At 31.8% G+C, this 21,359-nt stretch carries 19 protein-coding genes and 1 pseudogene; 12 read left to right on the top strand and 8 right to left on the bottom strand.

Annotated features, from left to right (window positions below; translation table 11 throughout):
* Positions 1 to 22 precede the first annotated feature (22 nt).
* Complete coding sequence (locus Spiro2_RS05485) at positions 23 to 1,345, bottom strand: threonine ammonia-lyase (RefSeq protein WP_338637578.1); 1,323 nt, start codon at positions 1,343 to 1,345, stop codon at positions 23 to 25.
* 126 nt (positions 1,346 to 1,471) lie between these two features.
* Here Spiro2_RS05485 and Spiro2_RS05480 point away from each other — a divergent pair, with 126 nt between their 5' ends.
* From Spiro2_RS05480 to Spiro2_RS05435, 10 genes and pseudogenes are all read left to right on the top strand, one after another.
* Complete coding sequence (locus Spiro2_RS05480) at positions 1,472 to 2,332, top strand: hypothetical protein (protein ID WP_338637577.1); 861 nt, start codon at positions 1,472 to 1,474, stop codon at positions 2,330 to 2,332.
* Positions 2,332 to 4,935: a hypothetical protein gene (locus Spiro2_RS05475; RefSeq protein WP_338637576.1), complete on the top strand. Its 2,604-nt coding sequence runs from the start codon at positions 2,332 to 2,334 to the stop codon at positions 4,933 to 4,935. Before Spiro2_RS05480 ends, Spiro2_RS05475 begins: the two co-directional genes overlap by 1 nt.
* Entirely contained in the window at positions 4,932 to 6,971 is a 2,040-nt protein-coding gene (locus Spiro2_RS05470) for a hypothetical protein (protein WP_338637575.1), read from the top strand. The genes Spiro2_RS05475 and Spiro2_RS05470 overlap by 4 nt, the downstream gene beginning before the upstream one ends.
* 18 nt (positions 6,972 to 6,989) lie before the next feature.
* Entirely contained in the window at positions 6,990 to 7,421 is a 432-nt protein-coding gene (locus Spiro2_RS05465; RefSeq protein WP_338637574.1) for a hypothetical protein, read from the top strand.
* Positions 7,422 to 7,440: 19 nt separating this feature from the next.
* Positions 7,441 to 8,133 carry a hypothetical protein gene (locus Spiro2_RS05460; protein WP_338637573.1) on the top strand — a complete coding sequence of 231 codons (693 nt, stop codon included), beginning with the start codon at positions 7,441 to 7,443 and terminating at the stop codon, positions 8,131 to 8,133.
* A 286-nt stretch (positions 8,134 to 8,419) separates the two neighbouring features.
* On the top strand, positions 8,420 to 9,706 hold the full coding sequence (iscB, locus tag Spiro2_RS05455; protein WP_338637572.1) for an RNA-guided endonuclease IscB: 1,287 nt from the start codon (positions 8,420 to 8,422) through the stop codon (positions 9,704 to 9,706).
* Positions 9,693 to 9,869, top strand: a complete 177-nt coding sequence (locus Spiro2_RS05450; protein ID WP_338637571.1) for a hypothetical protein — start codon at positions 9,693 to 9,695, stop codon at positions 9,867 to 9,869. The genes iscB and Spiro2_RS05450 overlap by 14 nt, the downstream gene beginning before the upstream one ends.
* Before the next feature lies 1 nt (position 9,870).
* Complete coding sequence (kdsA, locus tag Spiro2_RS05445; protein WP_338637570.1) at positions 9,871 to 10,707, top strand: 3-deoxy-8-phosphooctulonate synthase; 837 nt, start codon at positions 9,871 to 9,873, stop codon at positions 10,705 to 10,707.
* A gap of 164 nt (positions 10,708 to 10,871) precedes the next feature.
* Positions 10,872 to 11,552, top strand: a pseudogene (aqpZ, locus tag Spiro2_RS05440) (aquaporin Z); the annotation flags it as partial.
* A 218-nt stretch (positions 11,553 to 11,770) separates the two neighbouring features.
* The gene (locus tag Spiro2_RS05435; RefSeq protein ID WP_338637568.1) at positions 11,771 to 12,697 is read left to right on the top strand and encodes a hypothetical protein; all 927 of its coding nucleotides are present in this window, start codon (positions 11,771 to 11,773) and stop codon (positions 12,695 to 12,697) included.
* Here Spiro2_RS05435 and Spiro2_RS05430 read toward each other — a convergent pair.
* The 5 genes from Spiro2_RS05430 to Spiro2_RS05410 all read right to left on the bottom strand — a co-directional run bounded on the left by Spiro2_RS05430 (position 12,694) and on the right by Spiro2_RS05410 (position 16,918).
* Positions 12,694 to 14,313 carry an SGNH/GDSL hydrolase family protein gene (locus Spiro2_RS05430; protein WP_338637567.1) on the bottom strand — a complete coding sequence of 540 codons (1,620 nt, stop codon included), beginning with the start codon at positions 14,311 to 14,313 and terminating at the stop codon, positions 12,694 to 12,696. The two genes, Spiro2_RS05435 and Spiro2_RS05430, sit on opposite strands and share 4 nt — an antisense overlap.
* Before the next feature lie 165 nt (positions 14,314 to 14,478).
* On the bottom strand, positions 14,479 to 15,231 hold the full coding sequence (locus Spiro2_RS05425; RefSeq protein ID WP_422398029.1) for an amino acid ABC transporter ATP-binding protein: 753 nt from the start codon (positions 15,229 to 15,231) through the stop codon (positions 14,479 to 14,481).
* A gap of 23 nt (positions 15,232 to 15,254) precedes the next feature.
* Positions 15,255 to 15,635 (bottom strand): amino acid ABC transporter permease, encoded by a 381-nt coding sequence (locus Spiro2_RS05420; RefSeq protein ID WP_338637563.1) that lies wholly within the window; start codon positions 15,633 to 15,635, stop codon positions 15,255 to 15,257.
* A complete protein-coding gene (locus Spiro2_RS05415; RefSeq protein ID WP_338637562.1) occupies positions 15,595 to 16,044 on the bottom strand; it encodes an ABC transporter permease subunit in 450 nt (149 codons plus the stop codon). Before Spiro2_RS05415 ends, Spiro2_RS05420 begins: the two co-directional genes overlap by 41 nt.
* Before the next feature lie 64 nt (positions 16,045 to 16,108).
* Complete coding sequence (locus tag Spiro2_RS05410; RefSeq protein ID WP_338637561.1) at positions 16,109 to 16,918, bottom strand: transporter substrate-binding domain-containing protein; 810 nt, start codon at positions 16,916 to 16,918, stop codon at positions 16,109 to 16,111.
* Between the two features lie 337 nt (positions 16,919 to 17,255).
* Here Spiro2_RS05410 and Spiro2_RS05405 point away from each other — a divergent pair, with 337 nt between their 5' ends.
* Both Spiro2_RS05405 and Spiro2_RS05400 read left to right on the top strand, forming a co-directional pair.
* Complete coding sequence (locus Spiro2_RS05405; RefSeq protein WP_338637559.1) at positions 17,256 to 17,921, top strand: hypothetical protein; 666 nt, start codon at positions 17,256 to 17,258, stop codon at positions 17,919 to 17,921.
* A gap of 104 nt (positions 17,922 to 18,025) precedes the next feature.
* Positions 18,026 to 18,634 (top strand): hypothetical protein, encoded by a 609-nt coding sequence (locus Spiro2_RS05400; protein ID WP_338637558.1) that lies wholly within the window; start codon positions 18,026 to 18,028, stop codon positions 18,632 to 18,634.
* On the opposite strand, the gene Spiro2_RS05395 is transcribed toward Spiro2_RS05400, so the two are convergent.
* Positions 18,617 to 19,126, bottom strand: a complete 510-nt coding sequence (locus Spiro2_RS05395; protein ID WP_338637557.1) for a hypothetical protein — start codon at positions 19,124 to 19,126, stop codon at positions 18,617 to 18,619. The genes Spiro2_RS05400 and Spiro2_RS05395 overlap by 18 nt on opposite strands.
* Positions 19,126 to 21,345 (bottom strand): hypothetical protein, encoded by a 2,220-nt coding sequence (locus Spiro2_RS05390; RefSeq protein ID WP_338637556.1) that lies wholly within the window; start codon positions 21,343 to 21,345, stop codon positions 19,126 to 19,128. The genes Spiro2_RS05395 and Spiro2_RS05390 overlap by 1 nt, the downstream gene beginning before the upstream one ends.
* Positions 21,346 to 21,359 lie beyond the last annotated feature (14 nt).

The following is a 21,359-nucleotide window of genomic DNA, read 5'->3' as shown; positions in this document are numbered from 1 at the left end:
TAAACTAAATGACCTCTTAGAATCAGTGCCTCATTCTAGGTCTGAAGCCTGCTTCCTCAAGCTTTTCAAACAGTGAATACTGATGTTCCGAATTCCGGGTTTCAAGGGAAAGCTCTACATCAACATCACCCACACTCACTTCGCTGTAAGTGCGATCATGAACAAGATCAAGCACATTTCCTTCTAGTGCTGCAACACATTCAAGAAGTTTCTGCAAACCCCCTGGACGATCACTGACACAAACTGTAACGCGCAGCATCCGCCCCGTAATATTTAAACCTCTTGCAATCACCCTAGAGATCAGCTGTGGGTCAATATTTCCGCCACTCACACAAACAATAACCGTTTTTCCTGCATAGTACTCAGGACGTTTTAAGATATCTGCAACTGGCGCAGCTCCCGCACCTTCGACAACAATACGCTCTTGTTCACATAATCCTAAAATTGCTTTTACAATAGAGTCATCGGAAACTAGTGAAAGATTCTCAACATACCGTGTCATATAATTATAATTGAGATTTCCAATTAAAGAGACAGCAATCCCATCTGCTATGGTGCCATGCAAAGGTTTCGCAATGGCTGTTTGCTCTTTATTTTTTATACTTTTTAAAGCAGAATCAAAAAACTCTTGTTCTACCCCTATAACACTCCCACTGGTTTTTGCTTTAAGCACAATTCCTGCCCCAGCAACTAAACCTCCGCCACCAACACTACACACAAAGAGATCAACATTTCCAAAGTCCTTTCCTGTAAATTCTGAAAGCTGAAGTAAAGACTCATAAACACACGTTGCCTGACCAATTATCACGTCATAGTTATTATAAGCATGAATAAAATGTGCTTTTTCTTTATTGGCAAAAGTAATCGCGGCTTCACTTGCTTCTTCTAAATTATCACCCACCAAATAAAGTTTAGCTCCCAACTTTTCTGTTGCATCACGTTTAACAAGTGGGGCTGTTTTAGGCAAAAATATATGCGCTTGGCAATTTAAATTTTTTGCCGCAAACGCGACACCTTGTGCGTGATTTCCAGCAGACGCTGCACACACTTTAATCTCTTTAACTTCTTTAATTCCATCTGCAAAATATCTCTGAACAACATTATTGATTGCATTTAATGCGCCTCTTACTTTAAATGAACCATTAGGATTTAAAGATTCTAACTTTAACCAAATATTACCGCCCGTTAAGTTACTTAGCCAGGGAGAATGACGTAACGGACTTGGCTGCATAAATTTTAAAATTACAGCTCTATAGACTTTTTGAATTTCTTCAAAGTTTACTTTTAAATTATCTAGATTTTTATTTTCACAAGATTTTAATAATTTTAATAATTCTGGAGTCATAACACCATACCTTTCCATAGAAAAACAAAAAGTGGTGAAGTACGTAATTGAAATTGCCTTATTTGTTGTTTCTCTGTTACCATATCACTTGCTGTTGAGATAATAAAATTAAGGACTATATTTAACATGAATTTTGAATCATTATGTGAAGTGTTTCCCAAAGATGAAAAGTTATGGCCTTGCCAAAAGCCGTCTCGGGCACTTCCTATATTTTTAAAAAGTTATTTACGCCAAAAATTTGGTGGTTTTTTTTCTGCAAACGACTTGTTTAAGAAACATTCTCCATCACGCATTGGAATCACTTCGCGAAACTTTGAAGATGGCGATCCAATTTCAACAATATCAAAACAGCATTTCATGAAGACAGATGAAGTTATTACTAGAATTGACTATAGTTATGGAAGACAAAAAGCAATTGGAATTTTTCATGTTTATCAAAATATGACTTATCAGTCTGAAAGCAGCTCTATTAACAAAGGGCAATTAGGTAACGGAGTGATGGGAGTTTTAGAAGAAATTCATACCAGCCTTTCCCAATCATTTCATATTATAAAAGCAAATAAGCCTGATCTCCTAGAAAGCTGTAAACCAATCGAATGGTATTTAAAAAATGCCGATTATATTTACTTTTTAACTGATTTTTTATTTGATAGTTCTGATGTTATCTCTTCTGTAGAAAAAGCACTAGAAATAATTAAATTATTTAAAATCAAAAAATCAATTTTTTTAATTATCAGAGACCCAGAAGAATTTCCTGATAAAAAGAATATTATTGAAGAATTATATCCTTGGAAAGAAGAAAAAAATTTAAAACACACCTTTTGTTTTAGCGGCGAAAATTATGTAAATAATATATATTATCAAATAAATTATTTTAAAGAAAAAACCAAAAATTCAAATCATACAATTAAAGTTATTTACCCAAAAGAATCAATTAATATACTAATTGACTATATTTTAAAAAATGTACTTGGGAAAATAAAATAATGTCAATTATAATAATATCTTCTTTAATATCTCTAATAACAATTGGCATTCTATTTTTTAGACCTAAAAGTCCTAAAAAAAGAAAAATCCCCTCCTGGTTTTTAGGGAAAAATTATAAAAAATTTATTCAAAACAGATTATTATTTACAAAGCCGCCAATAGTTTTAATTATTGTTATTTTATTAATTACTTTATTATTTGGAATTTGTTATTATCCTAGAACAGAAAAAAACATTGCAATGCTTAGCAATAAAATCGCGTTAATATGGATAGACCCTTCATTGCAGGCAAAACTATCAAGATTAAATTCAAATTTTTCTGCAGAAGAAGAAGCTAATAAAATTTTTAATCTTGGTTTTGAAAGTTATGGATTAAAAAATTTATTTACCGTTGAAGATGGCAAAATAACTATAAAGTATAATATAGAATTTTTAAAGACAAAACAAGATTATATTAACTTTTTTAATGATGCTCAAAACTCTCCTGTTTCTCCATTCCTCCAATCAATTCATCTAGAAAAATTAGAAAAACAATTTCTTGATTTTAAATTATTTCAAAATAAAAAATTAACTCTTATTGCATTTTCAGATGGTAATTCAGAATCACTTCAAGGACTTTTCTCTTTAAAAAAGTTTTTTAATAAAGGGTTGCTTTTTAAAAGCTCAATATTTATTGACAATAATGAAAACGAAAAAGAAATTATACCTAATGAATTATTTAGTCTTTGGAATGAAAAATCAAATTCTTCATCGGACTTTTCATTTTTTAATAATAAAAATTCATTGATTCCAGATAATTCTAGACCTCATTTTTTTATAAAAAATTTTGATTTTGAAGAAGAAAAGTATAATTTACTTAAAATTAAAGAAACAGAAAAAATTCTTCCTCTTTTTATTGGATGTTCAGATAGCTATCCTAGTCCAATTGAACTTGATTCGTTTTCTAGCCTTAGAGTTTTAGTAAGTTTTTTTAGTAATAATTTTATTGAAAAAATTTGTGAAAAACAGACTGAAAATTCTATAAATAAAAAAAATATATGGAAATATCGAAATTCTACAGTTTGGGTTGTTCCAAATAATGAAAATATTAACTCTGCAATGAGTAATGATCTTACATTTTGGATTCCAGAAGGATTTGATCTCAATTTTGATACTCTTGTCTACACTGCTGGTCATTTTTTTGATCAACAAAACATAGATAAAAGTATTATTCAATTAGATAATGGATCAATGCCAATTACCTTACATTTATCTGCCCCGCCTCCAGCGTCTGAGCTTGGCATTCAATTTCCTGGTGATACCAGAATTTACAAAAGTTACTTTAAACCACTCATTAAAGCCCATGATGGAACAATTCTTGCCTGGAAAGCATCTTCTCTGCCAATCTTTTTTCTCAGAACTGGTACAGCATCACCAAACAGTGAACTTGGTAAATCAAGCACCTGGACTAACTTTTGGTTTGAAGTCTCAAAAAGTTTAAAAAATTCAAATTTAGCATTCTCACAGTTAGAAATTCATGATATTAATAAATTACAAGAAAAACTAGAAGAATCTGAGTTTACTAGTAATACAGTAATTTATGATATACTAGATTTAAACACTTTAAATTTTAAGCCAACAAATTATTTTACTTTAGGTTTATATAAGACTAATAATCCAGAAAAATGGTATTTTATAAAAAACAGTGACAGCGAAAAAAATTCGACTTATATTTCAAAAGATGAGTTTTTTAATTTTTTTTCAACCGATTCCGAAATCAGCAATACAAGCAATTATAATAATATTGAAAGCTCATATTTTAAGTTATTGTCTGCAACATTAGGAATAATTTTACTTTTATTTTTATGGAAAAAAGATAAAAAAATTTTAAAAAAAATAGCTATATTATTAATTTTATTCCAATATGATAATAACATTTATGCACAAAATTTTGAAAGTTTTAATTTCCCATTTACTTCTTTGAATAATCATAAAATTCATTCAAATGAAAATAATAACATAAATTTTAGAATTGCTTGGTGTGACAAAATATTACCTGAAAATATTGAAAAAAATTATTTAAACTTAAGAAACATATTACTAAAAAGAGGCACTATTCATCTACCAAAAAATTTATTACTAAACTCTTGTATTCCTGGACTTTCTGAAATTTGGTGGACTGATAACATAAGTTTAATAAATAAAAATTCACTAGAAAAACATTTATCGAATGGTGGTATATTTATAATTGAGGGTCAAAAAAATTTTCCTCAATTTTTAAATTCACTCAATAATCCAAATACTGGATTAGAATGGGAATTTCCAAACAAACGTGGAATGTTCTATAGAAGTTTTTACTTATTGCAATCCATAGACGGATGTCTTAAAGATAATACAAGAATTTTAATGTTAAAGAAAAAAATCAATGCCCAAGCACCATTTGGTATTGTCACTGAAGCCAGATTTATATCAAATGGGAATGACTGTTTTTTAGAAAATAATGATTACAAAATTAGAAGTTTTATTAATATAATTTATGCATTACTCACTACAGATTATAAAGAAGATCAAATGCAGTTACCAGAAATTTTAAATAGAATTAGAAATCTTGGATTAGAACCATGAAATTGTTTATTTTATACTTTATAAGAGTAATAATTATAGTTTTTTTACTTTTACCAATTATATACCCTTATATTAAAGTGCTTAATAAAAACGAAAGTTATACATCTGTCAATATACTTATTCCATCTGATACAAAGTTAAACTATCAAGACAAAAACTATATTGAAAATCAAGTTTCTTTATTTTACTCAAATGACACTAAAATTAAAAATATTTTTTATGGCTCATCAGAAAATTTGCCTATTCAAAACTTTGAAGATCTCATTTTAAAATTAAACCAATCAAACAATATTACTGTAATAATATCTGAAGCTAACTTATTTGGTGATGATGCTAAAAAATTTATAGATATTATTAAAAATAATAATCTGTATAAACAAAATAAACTATATTTTCTCCCCTTTGAAAATTTACCCAGCAACAATAAAAATATTATTGATGAATATTTGGTATTATCTGAGATATTTATTCCTCAAATTAGTTTTCTTGGAGAAGAAAGTATGGCTCATGTTTCAGTAGTAGGAAAAGGCAAGCCTTCTAGTATTATTGAAGCTGAAATTTTATTACATAGTGGTAGTGCATTTTTAAACTCAAAAAAAATTCTATTACAAGTGACTAAAGATGGTAATATTCAACAATCTATTAATATTCCAATTAATTTTACAAAAACCGGGACTCAAGTCGTGACTGCAAATGTCGCATCAAAGATTTCAAAACCACCGGTAAACACTGGTAGTACTAGTATTCAGGTTGTTTATTCAAAAAGTACTTTACTCCATATTGCTGTAGGACCTGATTGGAGTTTAAGAACAATGAGGCAAAAATTAAAATTCTGGCCTAATTTAGACTTATTAAGTTATTATATATTACGTGAATCACAAAGTGATCAAAGCATTCCAAATTCCCAACTTTCCTTAATTGAATTTCCATCTGATAAGTTATTTGGATCAAGCTTACCAAATTTTCATGGAATTATTGCACAAAATTTTTCTTTTGATACATATTTAGGAGAACAAGAATCACAAAATTTAACAAATTACGTTAAAAATGGTGGTAGAATGGTTTTTTTAGGCGGTCCCCTTTCATTTTCAAGCGAAAATAATCATGTTTCCGCTTTATTTCCATGCACCAATACTCCAACCTGGGACGATAAAAATAACTATAACTGGACTCCTGATTTAAAGCAAATGAATGACAATAATTCAAAATTTACAGAAAGTTTAAGTAAAATTTCAAGTCAATTTACAGCCGTAGGTTGTAAACTTAAAAATAATGCCATTGCATTGGCGCGAACCGATCCTGGCAACCATCCAGTATTAATTGCAATGCCCGCAGAAAAAGGAATTGTGTTGAGTTTTTTATCTGGTGACTGGCTATATCATTACACACAAAAAACAATAGAAAATACTTCAGAAATTGCAAAAAGAATGCAGGAATCTGATGGTATTGAATTTATTTTTAATTGGATGGTTGAGTTTCTTCAAAGACGTCAAGACAGCGGAATTCGGGCTCCTGACATTTCGAGCTCTAGAATATACTCTGATGACATTTATCTTTCTGCTAAAAGACGAGGAGGTATTCAACTTAATAAAAATGTTACTTTAGAAAATAATAAAAATAAAAAAATTTATGGAACAACTTTTACTTTAAATCATTTAGCTAAAGATATTATCAAACTTAATGATCATTTACAAAAAATTTTACCCATTAAATTAGATCATAATAATTTAAAAACGCAATTTGAGTTAGCAATAAATCAAGAAAATAATCATGAAAATATTATGAAGTTTGGGAGTTGGCCTATTTTTAATGGTAAAGCTAAAATTGAAGAAAAATATAATAACCCATTTTTATTTGAAGATGTTCAAAAATTAAACAAAAATTTTTCTCAATTACAAAAAAAACAAACACCTTCTTCTGATAAAGTACCAATCATAAATGCTTACCCCTGGCTTTTAGCCGCAGCACTGTTTTTATTAAGCATTGAACAATTTTTGGCACGTATACTTTGGAAGGAATATTTTGATACACTGTGAAAAAAAAGGTGAGGTATTATGTATCCATATATTCCAAAAAGAAGCGAACCTCGATACGAAACAGCGTTAATCGCATATGTGATACCATACAAATGGATACCTTTTTTTAAAATAAAAGTTGTAATTTTAGATCTTTCATGGAACGGATTTAAAATAGAGTTTCCAGAGAAATTAATTAAAAAATTAAAATATAACTCAATTTTATCTATTAAAATACCAATAACTCAATTTAATATTTCTACAATTACTAAAATAAATTTAAAGATCATGATCAAATGGTTTAATCTTGAAAGCAAGCGGGCTGGAGGAATATTTGCTCATCCCCGAGGAGAAAAAGCCATTGTACTCGGAAATCTTATTCAAAAGCTTGCAATATTAAAGCAAAAAGAAGATGAATTGAATTTAGGGAGTAAGGCTTACGCATCAGCCAGCGGAGAAGAAGCTTCTTAATTTGGAGATAGAGTACTTTATGTTTGACCTATTCAATGACAAAAATTATATTCTTGAAATTCAAAACCCACTTGAAAGAAGCAACACTGATTTTCCGGAATCTGTTTATCCAATATATAACTTAGCAGAATGGCGTCTGCTCTCAGAAAACAGCGCAACAACTCACGATCTTCTAAAATGCAAAGAGAACGAGTTAATTCGCCTAAAAAAACAATCAAAGAATTATTTTGGCACAATTGTCGCATCGGTTGCAGAAGCAAAATTGGCTGCAAATTATGCTGATATTTTATATATTCCTGGTGAAATTTGCAGACAGAGTGACGTTTTGATAGCGTGCGCCCAAACATCATGCGCTTTGGTAATTGAACGCGGTGTATTTCTTGCACCACCTGATATTCAAAGAATTATCGAAAAAACTCACTCGCGAGTTGCAATTGTTGACTGCGGATCTACAAATGGTTATGGCGATGCTATATTAGATCCAAGATCTTTATTCACTTTAAAAAAACTTGCTGTGCCTTTTGGAGTTCATTTGAGTGATCTGCTTGCACCAGAAGGCACAACTTATTCACATCGTCCCCAATGGCTTTCTAATTATGAATTTATTGACTCTTTTGTGCAAACAGCAAAAGCCTTTGAGTCCTTTTTTTATGTTATCAAAAACTATGGAAAGGGTGCTATCTCCCGCAATTCTATTATTGAAAAGCTGTAAAGGATAAAAAGTCAACCACACCTCCGACTAAAGCTAGAGGCTTAAGGAGAGAAACCTCTAAAAGCGGTTGACCAGACCCATCCAAGAAATTGGAGGAGACGTTCTTGTGGAATGGCTAACATAAGTTAGCAGAAATAGGCACTTTGGGATGCGTGCCAGTCCCAAACTCTGCGGTGAGTGTTCATGCAAGCGTGAGGTGTAACGCTGAAGGATGCTCACAAAAACCCACGAGTAACAAGGTCGAGGCAAACTTTAATCAGGCTCGTAAGAGCAAATAGGAAATCAAATGCCACTGGTACTTTCCAGCACAAAAAAGCCACTGATGCCATGCACTCCTAAGCGTGCTCGCTTGCTTTTGGAACGTAAAAAAGCTGCAGTTTTTAGAATATATCCTTTCACGATTATTTTAAAAGATCGCGCAGACGGAGAAACTCAACCATTAGAATTTAAGGCTGATCCAGGTAGTAAAACAACTGGAATTACTCTTGTTTTAAATGGCAAATCAGAGAAAAAAGTAGTGACTGCAATTAACCTTCAGCATCGTGGTCAAACGATCAAATCTAACCTCGAAAAAAGGCGCGGCGTTCGTCGAGGACGTAGAAATAGACATACAAGATATCGTGCACCAAGATTTGATAATAGATCTCGTTTCAAGGGTTGGCTTCCTCCTTCTCTTATGTCACGGGTTTATAACGTACAAACATGGATCAATCGTCTGTCAAAATTTTCTCCAATTTCTTTGTGCGCTGTAGAAACAGTTCGTTTTGATATGCAAAAAATGGAGAGTCCTGAAATTTCAGGTGCAGAATATCAACAAGGAGAACTTCTAGGCTACGAAGTGCGTGAGTATTTGCTTGAAAAATGGAATAGAAAATGCACTTATTGTGAAAAAGAAAATATTCCGTTGCAGATAGAACACATCACCCCACGTTCCAAAGGTGGCTCAAATAGGGTTTCTAATTTGTGTTTAGCATGCGAAAAATGCAATCAAAAAAAAGCAAACAAAGATATTAAAGATTTTTTAAAAACAAAGCCTGAACTTTTAAAGAAAATTAAGACTCATTTGCAAAAACCTCTTAAAGATGCCGCTGTGGTCAATGCAACCCGATATGCAATAGGGAATGTCGTTAAATCCATTGGACTTCCAACAACATTTTGGTCTGGTGGTCGCACAAAGTACAATCGCATTCAGCAAGGTTACAAAAAAGATCATTGGATTGATGCTGCGTGTGTTGGAGAAAGTGGAGAAAATGTTGTGATTCCTGAAAAACTTAAGGCAAAACTCATTACAGCAACTGGGCATGGCGATAGACAAATGTGCCTTGTAAACAAACATGGTTTTCCTCGATCAAAGCCCTCTGCATCTAAATATGTTTTTGGTTTTCAGACAGGAGATATTGTTACTGCAAAAGTCACAGCAGGAAAAAAAGCTGGTTCCTACATTGGAAAAGTTGCTGTGCGTTCAAGTGGCTCGTTTAATATCACAACAAAAAAACAAACAATTCAAGGAATTTCACATAAGTTTTGTAAAAAATTACATGTAAAAGATGGGTACAACTATGCTACAATTTAAAGTTACAAATTCATTCGCAATGCAACCAAACGTCGCACGCAAGCGACTCCTTTGTCTGCTTGCAAATTCACAATTTACGCCTGCATTTCCTAACGGAAAATTGGCTCTTTTAGCTCATTTTCCTCCTCTTCCTAACGGAAGAGGTCTCCAATTCGAGGTATAGGATGAATTTGGATACCACGCTTTTTCCTGGACAGTGGGATGGAGCCATTGTTCCTAATGTTAAACTTTCACGAAAAATGCCATTGATTATTGCAGGTCCATGCATGCTGGAGTCGTTGCATCTTGGGTTAGAAGTTGGTCTATTTTTAAAAACTGTGTGCCAAAAATTAAATTTTCCTTATGTTTTTAAAAGCAGTTTTGACAAAGCAAATCGAACCAGCGCACAAGGTATTCGCGGACCTGGATTAACTACAGGTATTGAGTGGTTTAAACAAATTCGTGCAGAACTTCGTGTTCCGATACTTACAGATGTTCATTCAATCGAACAAATTCATGAAATTGCAAATTATGTTGATATCATTCAAATTCCTGCGTTTTTGTGTAAACAACGAGAATTGCTTGTAGCTGCCGCAGCATCGGGAAAAGTGATCCAAATTAAAAAGGGGCAATGGGCGAGTTCAGAAGAGATGATTGAAATTGCAAATTTTATACTTAAAATGGGCAACCCTAAAACAATCTTGGTAGAACGAGGCTCCTGCTTTGGTTACAACAACTTGGTTGTTGATTTTCGTAATCTTGTTGAGATGCATGCTCAAGGTCATGCTGTGATTTTTGATGCGACCCATTCTGTGCAACTCCCTGGAGCAGCAAATGGCAAATCATCAGGTTTACGCCATATGGTCAGCCATTTAACGCGTGCAGCGGTTGCTGTTGGGGTTGATGGCATTTTTATGGAAGTGCATCAAAACCCTGCTCAAGCCTTATCTGATGCCGACACCCAACTGAATATGGAACAGGCCGAAGAAATATTAAATAGCATTAAATCACTATTATCTTAATTAAAGGTGTCTATATTTATCCTTTTCTAATGTCGGATTTTTGAATGTTTCTTGAATATTACAATTAAATTCCTTAAAATTTTTCATAATAGCAAATTTTTTTGTTGATACTGGGTAAAACTTAAAGACCTCTTCAAGGAATCTCCAGGATGAATATGAATATCATGTTAAATTTTAGAAAGATGATTGCAGAATTTATAGGGACTTTTTGGCTGGTTCTTGGAGGCTGTGGTAGCGCCGTTTTAGCGGCCGCTTATCCGGGTCTTGGAATCGGTTTTACAGGTGTATCAATCGCTTTTGGGTTAACAATTGTAACAATGGCTTATTCAATTGGCTCAATTTCGGGTTGCCATTTAAACCCTGCGGTGTCATTAGGATTGGCAATTTCTGGCAGAATAAAATGGATAGAATTTCCAAGCTACTTAATTGCACAAGTTTTTGGCGCAATTGTTGCAAGCGCAATTCTTTATTTTATTTTTACCGGCAAAGCAGATTTTACAACAATAGGCGGTTTTGCAAGCAACGGCTATGGCGAGCACTCTCCTGGTGGGTTTTCACCAATTTCTGGCTTTGTGTGCGAAATTGTCATGACTGCAATATTTTTATTTGTGATTTTAAGTGTGACAGACTCTAAAGCCCCCGCAGCGTTAGCGCCAATTACAATTGGTTTGTGCCTAACCCTAATTCATCTTATTTCCATTCCCGTAACAAACACTTCGGTCAACCCTGCTCGCAGCACAGGGCCTGCATTATTTGTCGGTGATTGGGCATTGGAACAGCTATGGCTATTTTGGGTAGCCCCACTTCTTGGCGCCACTCTGGGTGCGTTACTTTATAATTTTGTCCACCAAAATCCTCACAAACCATTAGGAGGTATAAAACCCAATCCTGCGCCCCCTGCAAGGGCTACACCACCACCTACTTCTAAAGTTCCACCACAAAAATAATCAAAAAAATTATTTAATACATTCTTTTAATCATAAAAAAACAATTGCAAATAATACCAATTATAAATAAGCAATTTAAATCAGTTATATAATATTTCTGATTAAAGAGGCTAATAATGCACGAATTATTCTATATAAATCAAAGAAAATTTTATTTTAATCAATTATCAAATATTAATTTATTAAAATATGAAAAAAAATACAAAAATCAGGGGCCTTTTTATACCAATGGAAAATTATCTCATGTTTCTGTTATTTCAGAAGGAGCTTGTCTTGCACTGGTTTTGTATTTATTATCATTATATGAAAAAAATATTAAATTTGGAGTCAGATATTTTTACTTATCTTCCGAAAAAGTATTCAAAAATAAAGAAGCATTAAAAAAGATAATGCCAGAAATTTATTTTTGGATGGGATTTCAAGATTTTGCTTTCAATGACTTTTACCAAAAACTAAATCCAAATTTTTTTACTCATCAAGAATTATTAAATAAAAAATTACAAGAACATACACATGTCAAGATATTACGTGCCCAACATTGCATCAATGAAAATGAATTTAATTTACAAGATAAAAAGATAAAACAAGAAATTGAAGCATTAATTAATAAAAAAGATCCAATAAACAATTATTTTGTTAACAAATATAGCTCAAAAAACAAAAGTCCAATTGAAATTATACATAAGGTTTTTATTTTGAAAAATAATTTAAATTGGCATTATTCTGCAAGTTTTGTACTTTATAATACTTTTGATTTTAAAAATAAAATTTTTGAATGCACAAACAATTATATCAATTCATCTCTCTGCTTTAGTATTGGAATTGACTGTAAAAATTCACCTATTGGTCATCAAATTTGTTTAATAATAACTCCACATATTAAAGATAAATTTATTTTATTTGATCCAAATTTTGGGTTGTACACATTTCATACAGTAGAAGGCACTGTAAAAGCAATTTTTGATTTTTCCAAAGCAACTTTTGATGAGAAAAATTTAGAAAACTATAAATTTTATATTAACTTATTATTATTAGCGCATTAATTTAAATAATTTTCCAAACAATAGCTTTTATGCTTATCCATATCTATTGCTTTAACTGCTAGTAAATCAAATTCAAGTAATTTTTTTTGTAAAGAATGCGCAATCCAACAGTGAGTATAAGAAGTTGGATGTGGAGAATTCCAAAATATTGCGACTTTATCTTTACTTCCATGAGCATTAACACATTTATTATACTTCCAAAATTTTTTTACTATATCTCCTCCAGAATCAGAAAATAAAAGATGAGTATAGCCTTGATTATAACAGTGAACTTGTACATATTTATTTTGCAACCCTGGAATTGGAATATTCGAATTGAGTGAATCAAAACCATAATCAAAAATATCATCCGAATAAACATCATAATTATTCATAATTTTTTCAAAATTAGAATACATATCAATTTCTTTCACAAAAATAGAATTGGAATATTTTTCTTGAAGCTTAGAAATTTGTAATCTTAAGTAATTATTAAATCTCTTTGTTACGTCTGTTAATTTTATTGAAAATTCAATTCTATCATTAATATCAGTGGTATTATTCTTATAATTACCTGTTAAAACAACAGGACTTTTTCCTAAATCAGGAAGATTGAAAATAACAAAATTTTTTCCGCCTTTTTTTATAACCATTTCCGCTTGTTCAATTATATTTTGGGCAGCTCGGTACGCTACAAAGTTTGCACGACCATGATCATCAGGGTTTTCAAAAAATTTCTCTCCACGAGCGTACTTTTCAAATTTTTCCATAAAATCATTCGCACCTACCCAAAAAATATATAAAACCTCTTCTGGAGATGTGATAAACTGATTTTTTGTTAAATAATTATTGTTGGTTAAATACGAGTTTAAATATTTTTCCACATACAATTTTGAACTACCTGTTACTAAATTTCTGCCGGACGTAATGACATAGCTTTTCGGTAATTCTTTAATGTAATCATCATTCACACCTTCTGTTTTAGCACCACCAAATGAAAAATTTAATATTGGAATATGAGTTAAGTGTGAAAGAAAATCGACCCAAATTAAACCGTCAGAAAATCTCCCATAAAAAAATGGGTAATAAGGAAACACCTTGGTCCATCTTTTTAAATTACCAGTATCAGATAAACTATCACCAAAGAGAACAATTTTTTTAATTTTTGAATGACTTTTGGTTTGATATGAAAATTGTATTGGATATTCATAACCATTCAAATTTCCCGAAGATGCTTTAAAATCATACAATTTATAAGTAGGTTTTGTTATACTTAAAGAAGATCCTCGTTCAATCGCAAGCTGACAACGGCGCTCAACATCATTATAGGTTAATTTTTTTTCAATAAAAAATCCATCTTGCACATCGCCTGTTAACTTAGTGTAACGGCTATAAAATGTATTGTCATTAATAGCCCAATAATAATTTTTTCTCACACCCAAAGAAAAAATCCATTTACTCGGTAACATAAGTTGTGGATTTTTATTATTAAGTCCTTTGTCAGTGTCATAATAATAACAAACGACATAAAAATCTTTTTCTTTTTCATACTGTGGTATTAGAAATTCTTCATTTTTTAGCGAAAATACGCTGAAATGAAATAACAAAAATAAATAACAAATAAAATATTTGCTCACTGACTCCTCCAATTATTGATTGTCTAATAGAGAAGTACAGGAATTTAACTACTCAGTCAAAATCAATACTTTTTCTTAAATTATTTTATAAAACCAACCTGTTAATTTAAAAAGACTATTTAAATTAACGATGTCATTATCTTGAAAGAAAAATTTTTTGCCTAACTAAGATTGGTGCGTAATGCGTTTTAGAAAAGTCTGGAGCCGTTCTGTTTTAGGATTTGTAAATAACTCTTTTGTGCTGCCTTGCTCAACAATAACACCACCTTCTAAAAACATCGTTCTGTGGGATACCTTTTGCGCAAAATAAAGTTCATGGGTTACAATAATCATCGTCATGCCTGTTCTTGCAATATCAACTAAAATATCAACAACCTCATCAACCAATTCGGGATCAAGGGCACTTGTTGGTTCATCACACAATAAAACCTTTGGGTTTATTGCAAGGGCACGGGCAATGGCCACGCGCTGCTGTTGACCACCAGAAAGACCTCTAGGAAACTTTTCTGAATGGCTTGCAAGCCCCACCCTTTTAAGCAGATCTGCTGCAATTTGCGTGGATTCACTTTTCGATTTGCCTAAAACCAATTGAGGTCCCAATGCGACGTTTTCAAGAGCAGTCATGTGTGGGAAAAGTTCAAACTTTTGAAAAATCATCCCTGTATTGCGTCGAATCATATGCAAGGATTCTTTTGATGTCCGATAGTTAATACCGCAAACCTCAACATCTCCCGATGATATTGTTTCTAGCGCATTGATTGTACGCAAACACGTACTTTTTCCACTGCCTGAAGGACCAATTAGTGCAACAACTTCTCCTTGCTTCACCTCAAAATTAATGCCCTTTAATACATGATGCTCACGATCTTTTGAATAAAAAATCTTGTTTACATTTTTAAGACTAACCACAGTTTCCAAAGACATAATTATTGAGTTCCAAATTAATGTTTTAAACTAATACTTAACCGTTTTTCTAGATAACGGCCCAAAGAACTAACCAAGGTATTAACAACAAAATACAAAAGTGCAATAAAAAACCAAGTTTCAAAACTGCGGAAAGTCACAGTAACAGCATTTTGTGCTTCTTTAGTAAGCTCAGGAATAGCAACGACAGAAAGCAAGGAGCTATCTTTAATCAATGAGACAAATTGACCAATTAATGGAGGTAACATATTGCGCAATGCTTGGGGGGCAATCACTTTTCTTGCAATTTGAAATGGGCTTAAGCCCAGAGCCTTTGCCGCATCAATTTGACCTCTTTCAAAGTTTGCCATGGTTCCTCTAAAAATCTCTGCAACATATGCAGAGCAAAACAAACTCATGGTTAAAACACCCGCTGCACGGACCAGACAAATTAAAAGCAGTTCCAACTATAAAGTATGCAACATAAAGCTGAACAAGAACTGGAGTATTTCTAAAAATATCGACATAAAATAAAGCAGCAAATTTTGAAATTTTTTCTTTTGATGTGAGAAGCATACCAAATATAACACCGAGAATTGACCCAAATATTATACTTTCTATACTCATTTTTAAAGTAATCCAGAGACCTTTTAAAAATAAACCAGGACCGCCTCCTTCTTCACTTGGAAGCCAAATATAAGGACTCAATACTGAAAAATCCCAACTATAATCAAGTTGGTAAAAACTACGAATAATAATTGCAAGTATAATAGAAATTGCAAAAAAAGATAGAAAAGAATAATAAAGAGGTAATTTTTTATCAGGCATCGCGTTTCTTAGTTCCAAGCATAGGATTAAAAAATGAAAAGAAAATTAAAAAAACTCCGTGTGTTTACTTATCAAGAAGAGCAAGCCAGTCCCGACCTTCAAAATAATACTTGATGGCCTTATCATAGCCTCCAGCTTTTTTCCAGTCAGCTAGAAAAGAATTGAAAACGCTGGCTAATTCTTGATCTTTTTTTCGAACAGCGACACTAAAATGATCTCCATTAAATCCGTCGGGGAGAACAAAAAGTTTACCAGGATTATTGAAAGCTGCTAACTTAACATAAGGAGTGTCGTAAATAAAAGCTGTAGCACGACCACCGAGCACGGCATTTACCACATCAGCATCAGCGTCAAATCTCATAATCTGCGCTTTATGAAACAGTTTAGTATCTTGTAAAAAAAGATCGGGAGCAGAACCTGTTTTTACCGCAATCTTCGCATCAGGATTGTTGAAATCCTGTAAGACATTATAATTTTTACGATTTTCTTGAGTCTCTTTTATAGCAATTAAGAACTTATTTTCATAGTAGGAATCAGTAAAAGTCACCGCTTTTTCGCGTTCTTTGGTTCGTGCCATGGATGACGCAATCATATCGCACTTACCAGTTAAAAGAGAAGGAATAATTCCGTCCCACTTGGTGTCCAACATACTCAGCTTTAGCCCCTGAGATTTTGCAAATGCTTCCATCATTTCAGGATCAAAACCAATCCACTTCCCAGAAGCTGTTTTCATTTCAAGAGGCAAATACCCTGACTCTGAGCAAACCTTTAATATTCCTGATTTTTTTATATTTTGCAGAATACTATTTTCTGCATTATCAAAACCTTGCTTATTTTTGGAAGCATTACTTTCTGTGGCATGAGCATAACTCATAAAAACTGAAAATACGACCCATATAGACCAAATCGAAGCTATTCGAATCGATATAGATCTTCGTCCCCAAAAAGTCGAGCTCGCCATAGATGATACCTTTCGTAAATTATTCAGAACACGAAAAAAGCAATGGGCTACTTACCACATAAAACATTGATGAGCAAATCAATTTACGAAGAGAAATTCTCAATTATGTAGCAAAAATCCATTTTTTTTAGATATTCAATAGGAAATTTGTTTCTTATTGTGAGTTTGCCGGATGCAATTAATAGTCATAGAACAAAATGAAATCTATAAGATAATAAAATTATCTTAGCCTTTAAAATGAGGTTTTTACATGAAGCTAAAAAAAATTATTTGGCTTTTTTTATCTGGATTATTCATGGGATGCTCAACAATTATACCCATAAATGCAAAAAAAAATAGCGAAAATCAGGAGCAAAAAAATTCTGCAAGTTTTTTTGACAACCTTTTTTCGCATCATGAATACGCAGAAGCAGATAAGGAAAATAACGCAAATAGACTATCACAAAACACCCTAAGATCTCAAAATAAAAGAATTTTATCTCAAAGATTTCCTTCAAAGGGCCTCATTGAGCTCCCAAATGCAATAGGCCTCACACCTGTCGATGGCAACACCTGGAGGACTTCTATTCATCCTGCAATGGTTTTTGGCATTATGTCCCGAATCATTTCGCAGACCTATATTATTTCATCGATGGATCGCAAAAACTTTAATCTCCAAACAGACTGGGATAAATTTTTTATTGATGGGAGACTTTTTAGAAATAGAATTAATGTGATGGTATTTCCTGTTGGTCCTAAACAAACTGAAGTTGTTATTAAAAATATAGTAGAATATTACACTGGGAACCCAAATTACAAAATGGAAGAAAATACGGCATGGCTCCCTACTCCAGACATCACCGATGAGATTCCAAAACTCGTAGAAAATACAAACCGCCAAACAGCTCTTGCACTGACACAAACAAATCTTAGATAAATATCTGCCAACAACAAAAACACAATGAAAATTATGCCTTATAATTAATATTATTATACCGATTATATAAAAGTAAACAAAAATTAACTTTGGTAACCGAAAAGATGCTCAATTTTTTCTTTAATAATTTTAAAAAAATAATATTATTATCACTTTTATGTATTCATGAATTTGCATTTGCAAGCGGAAATTTTTTTGATATTACTTTTAATGGTAGTTTTCAATCTAGCTTTACAACAAACTACAAATACACAAAAACCTCTTACGGTATAGAACTTGGTATTCCTTTAAGTAGTTTTTTTGAAATTAATATTGGAGAATCTTTTTCAACATCAAAATATATTTATACTGATGAATACAAAACCTATTTAACTAGCAGAGGCATAACTCTTCCAACTGGAGATCTCACCCAAGAATATTTAACCACAAGTACATATGGAAATATTAGTATTGGCTTATTTGGGTATTATCTATCACCATCTATTTATGGCGGAGTGATGAACAGTCAAACACGGTACAAAGATTTTTTTGGCGTCGAAACGACTAACCAAGAAAATCTTTCCTGGGATGCTGGTGCTGCTCTTTCAATAAGGTTATCTCGATATTTAAAATTTAAAATAAATTATCGAATTTCGCCATCAAATATAAAAACAGCTTCTGGCGCACCACTTTACGATCAATCTTATACTGGAGGCCTAACGATAAGTCTTTAAACGATTGAGCGTATAATTTGGTAAATTTCTTAAACTTCCTTGCGCTTCTGTTATCATTTCAAAAATTCGCAATCGATGTTGCCACAAGCTTAAAACTCTTTTTGCAGATAAAAAAATCTCCAATTCAGTACTGCATGCTATTTCGTTTTCATCGACAAACGCTAAAGAACTTTCAAGCATAGTTTCATTTGTTATATTTTGCGAAAAGCACCGCTCAATAATTTTTAAAATACCTGACCATTTTGAAATAAATTCTACACATATTGCAACATGTGTATGAATCTCATTACGCCCTTGATCGCAAAGAAAGTAGCGAATCTCATTTTGTGATAAAGGAGTGGGTGTTTCGCTTTCTATTTCAGAATAAAGAGAATGATATTCAAAAAAGTCATTTAACTTAGATTTTAATCTGGATGACCTTTTTAAGCTTCGATGATGAAAAGTAACTCCACGAATTTTTTGATTATGACGTCCATAGAATGTTCGCATCATTAACGTAACCTACTTTCTAAATAACGGATCATTGGAGACTCCGCGGTTTCTCCTTGACTTTTAAGCTTTGATATTTCTTCTAAAATTTTTTTACGCCAACTCGCATCTAAGGTGCCTTGTGCCGCAAGAATATCCATGGCCGATCTGTAAGTCCTCGCATCCCGTTCCTTTTGCATTTCTTTCTCATTTTCTTCTTCATCTTGCAAGGATAATAATGCTTTCTCAATCGCTTCTTGAGTCATTCTTGTTTCACGCAAACGTTCAAAATTTTTACGTTGTTGCGCTAAGACAAATGTTGACTTTAAGTGTTCTTGTGCTTCGTTCAATGCTTCATTAAACTCTTTGCCAAGAGGTGCAATTTTCTTAAGTAAATCCTTAGAATTTAATAAATGAGATAATATTTTTTGCGAAGGCAACTGTGACTTAGTCTCCTCTAAATACTGATCGGACTTTTGTAATTTGGTTCGTGCATCCATAATAGCGCGTTGTCTGGCTTGTTGTAACAACTGTAAAGCATTAGCTAAATATGCTGTAGAATGCTCAAGTGCGCTTTGAATGCTTTGCTGTGCATCAAGGATTTTATGTTGTTGGAGATTTTTTATAGTTTTTTGGAGTTTATCTGTTGTTTCATCTTTTTTAATTAAACTTTTAATTGATTTTTCTTCCTGATCAGAAAGACTGTTTATCGATTTTTGTAAATCGTCTTTAATCTGATTTTTTAATTGCAATGCGAGCTCCTTGAGCTCTGTTGCGTCAGACTCTAATTCCTTGAATTCTTGCCCTTCATGACTTTTAGTAAAAATTTCATTTTTTAATTTAAGAAGTTTAGCAAAAAAATTGTTTGTTTCACTCGATTTCTTTTGTCGTAACAGTAAATTTAAGGTAGATTGAATTTTTGCTTGAGTGCCATTAAAAAATTGATCTTTTTTAAATTTAATTTGCTCAGCATAGTTTATAGCCTCTATTATATTTTTTCTGACTACTCCTGAACGACTTAGTCTGCTTGCCTGTTGTGCCGCTTCCATTAATTTTACAATTGACTTTTGCTTTGCAATTGAGTTTTCAGAACTTAATAGATTTAACTCTTGTTTTGCAAGAGTTAAATTTTTAATAAGATCTTTTATAATATCTGTTGGAGATTGCACTGGAAAACTTATTTCTTGAGATTCACCAAAATGCTCATTCAAAACTGTTTTAGCAACAGCTTTAACATACAAAATATCATCTGCTAAAAAAGGAATGCCTAATGTTATTAACTCTACATTATCTGACTTAAAACGAAACTCTGATGAGTTTGCAAACTCTGCAATAATTTTTTTAAAATTATAACCAGACTTAGTTCTTACAGAGAGCTCTACACCACTTAGCGGAATTTGAGAAACAGCTTCAATTAAAAAATCAATTTTTCCAATGTTATCTGTGTCTTTACGCTGACTGAGTACAGGCTCTAATTTAATAAGAGGATTATTTAAAGGATTTATTTTAATATTAATGGAGTATTTTTTATTTTTTTTAGTTAACTCCATTTTAACATGTTTTGATTCTAAGTTTGAATTTGTTAGTTTTTCAAAATTTTTTGCAAGTTCTAAATTATCGTTGATTAATACATGGTATAATGAGTCAACAGATGACGACCAGTTTCCTAATTTAGTAGAATAATATAAAGATTTTGGATTAATATTATTCTTCGATAAATCAAAAAATTCAATCGTCCATTCATCATTTTTTTTAAAATTTTCAATCCGTAGTTCTAAATACGATGCTGTATCAACCGTAACTTCTGTATTTGAATTAAAATAAAAATCATCAGATGGTATCCCTAAAAAATAGGGATACTCAACATGTAATACAGGTTTTGAAAATTTTATAGCATGAAGAATTAATGAATAACTATCTTTAAAATCTTGTTGCATAAAAAAATATATTATTCCTAAAAAAGAAAAAACTAATACATAAATTTTAAATTTTAAAATATTAAAATAATATTTTAAATCATGAGAAGATTTAGAAATTTTTAAATTTAAATTAAGACGACTAGGAGAAAATTTTTTAAAAACATAATAACTTTTTAATACGGATAAATTTATCCATTGCAATAATAAATATGTCAATGGAAAACTGAGCCAAGCTAATTGCTCTCCTAAAAAACGATATAATAATAAATAATTAATAGCTAAAAGAAAAAAAGAAAAAAAAAGAAAATAAGTTTTTTTGATCACTCCACCAAATTCCT

It is taken from the genome of Spirobacillus cienkowskii (assembly GCF_037081835.1).
Lineage (GTDB): Bacteria > Bdellovibrionota_B > Oligoflexia > Silvanigrellales > Silvanigrellaceae > Silvanigrella > Silvanigrella cienkowskii.
Note: the sequence above shows the minus strand (reverse complement) of the source record. Positions and strands in the feature narration are given on the sequence as shown.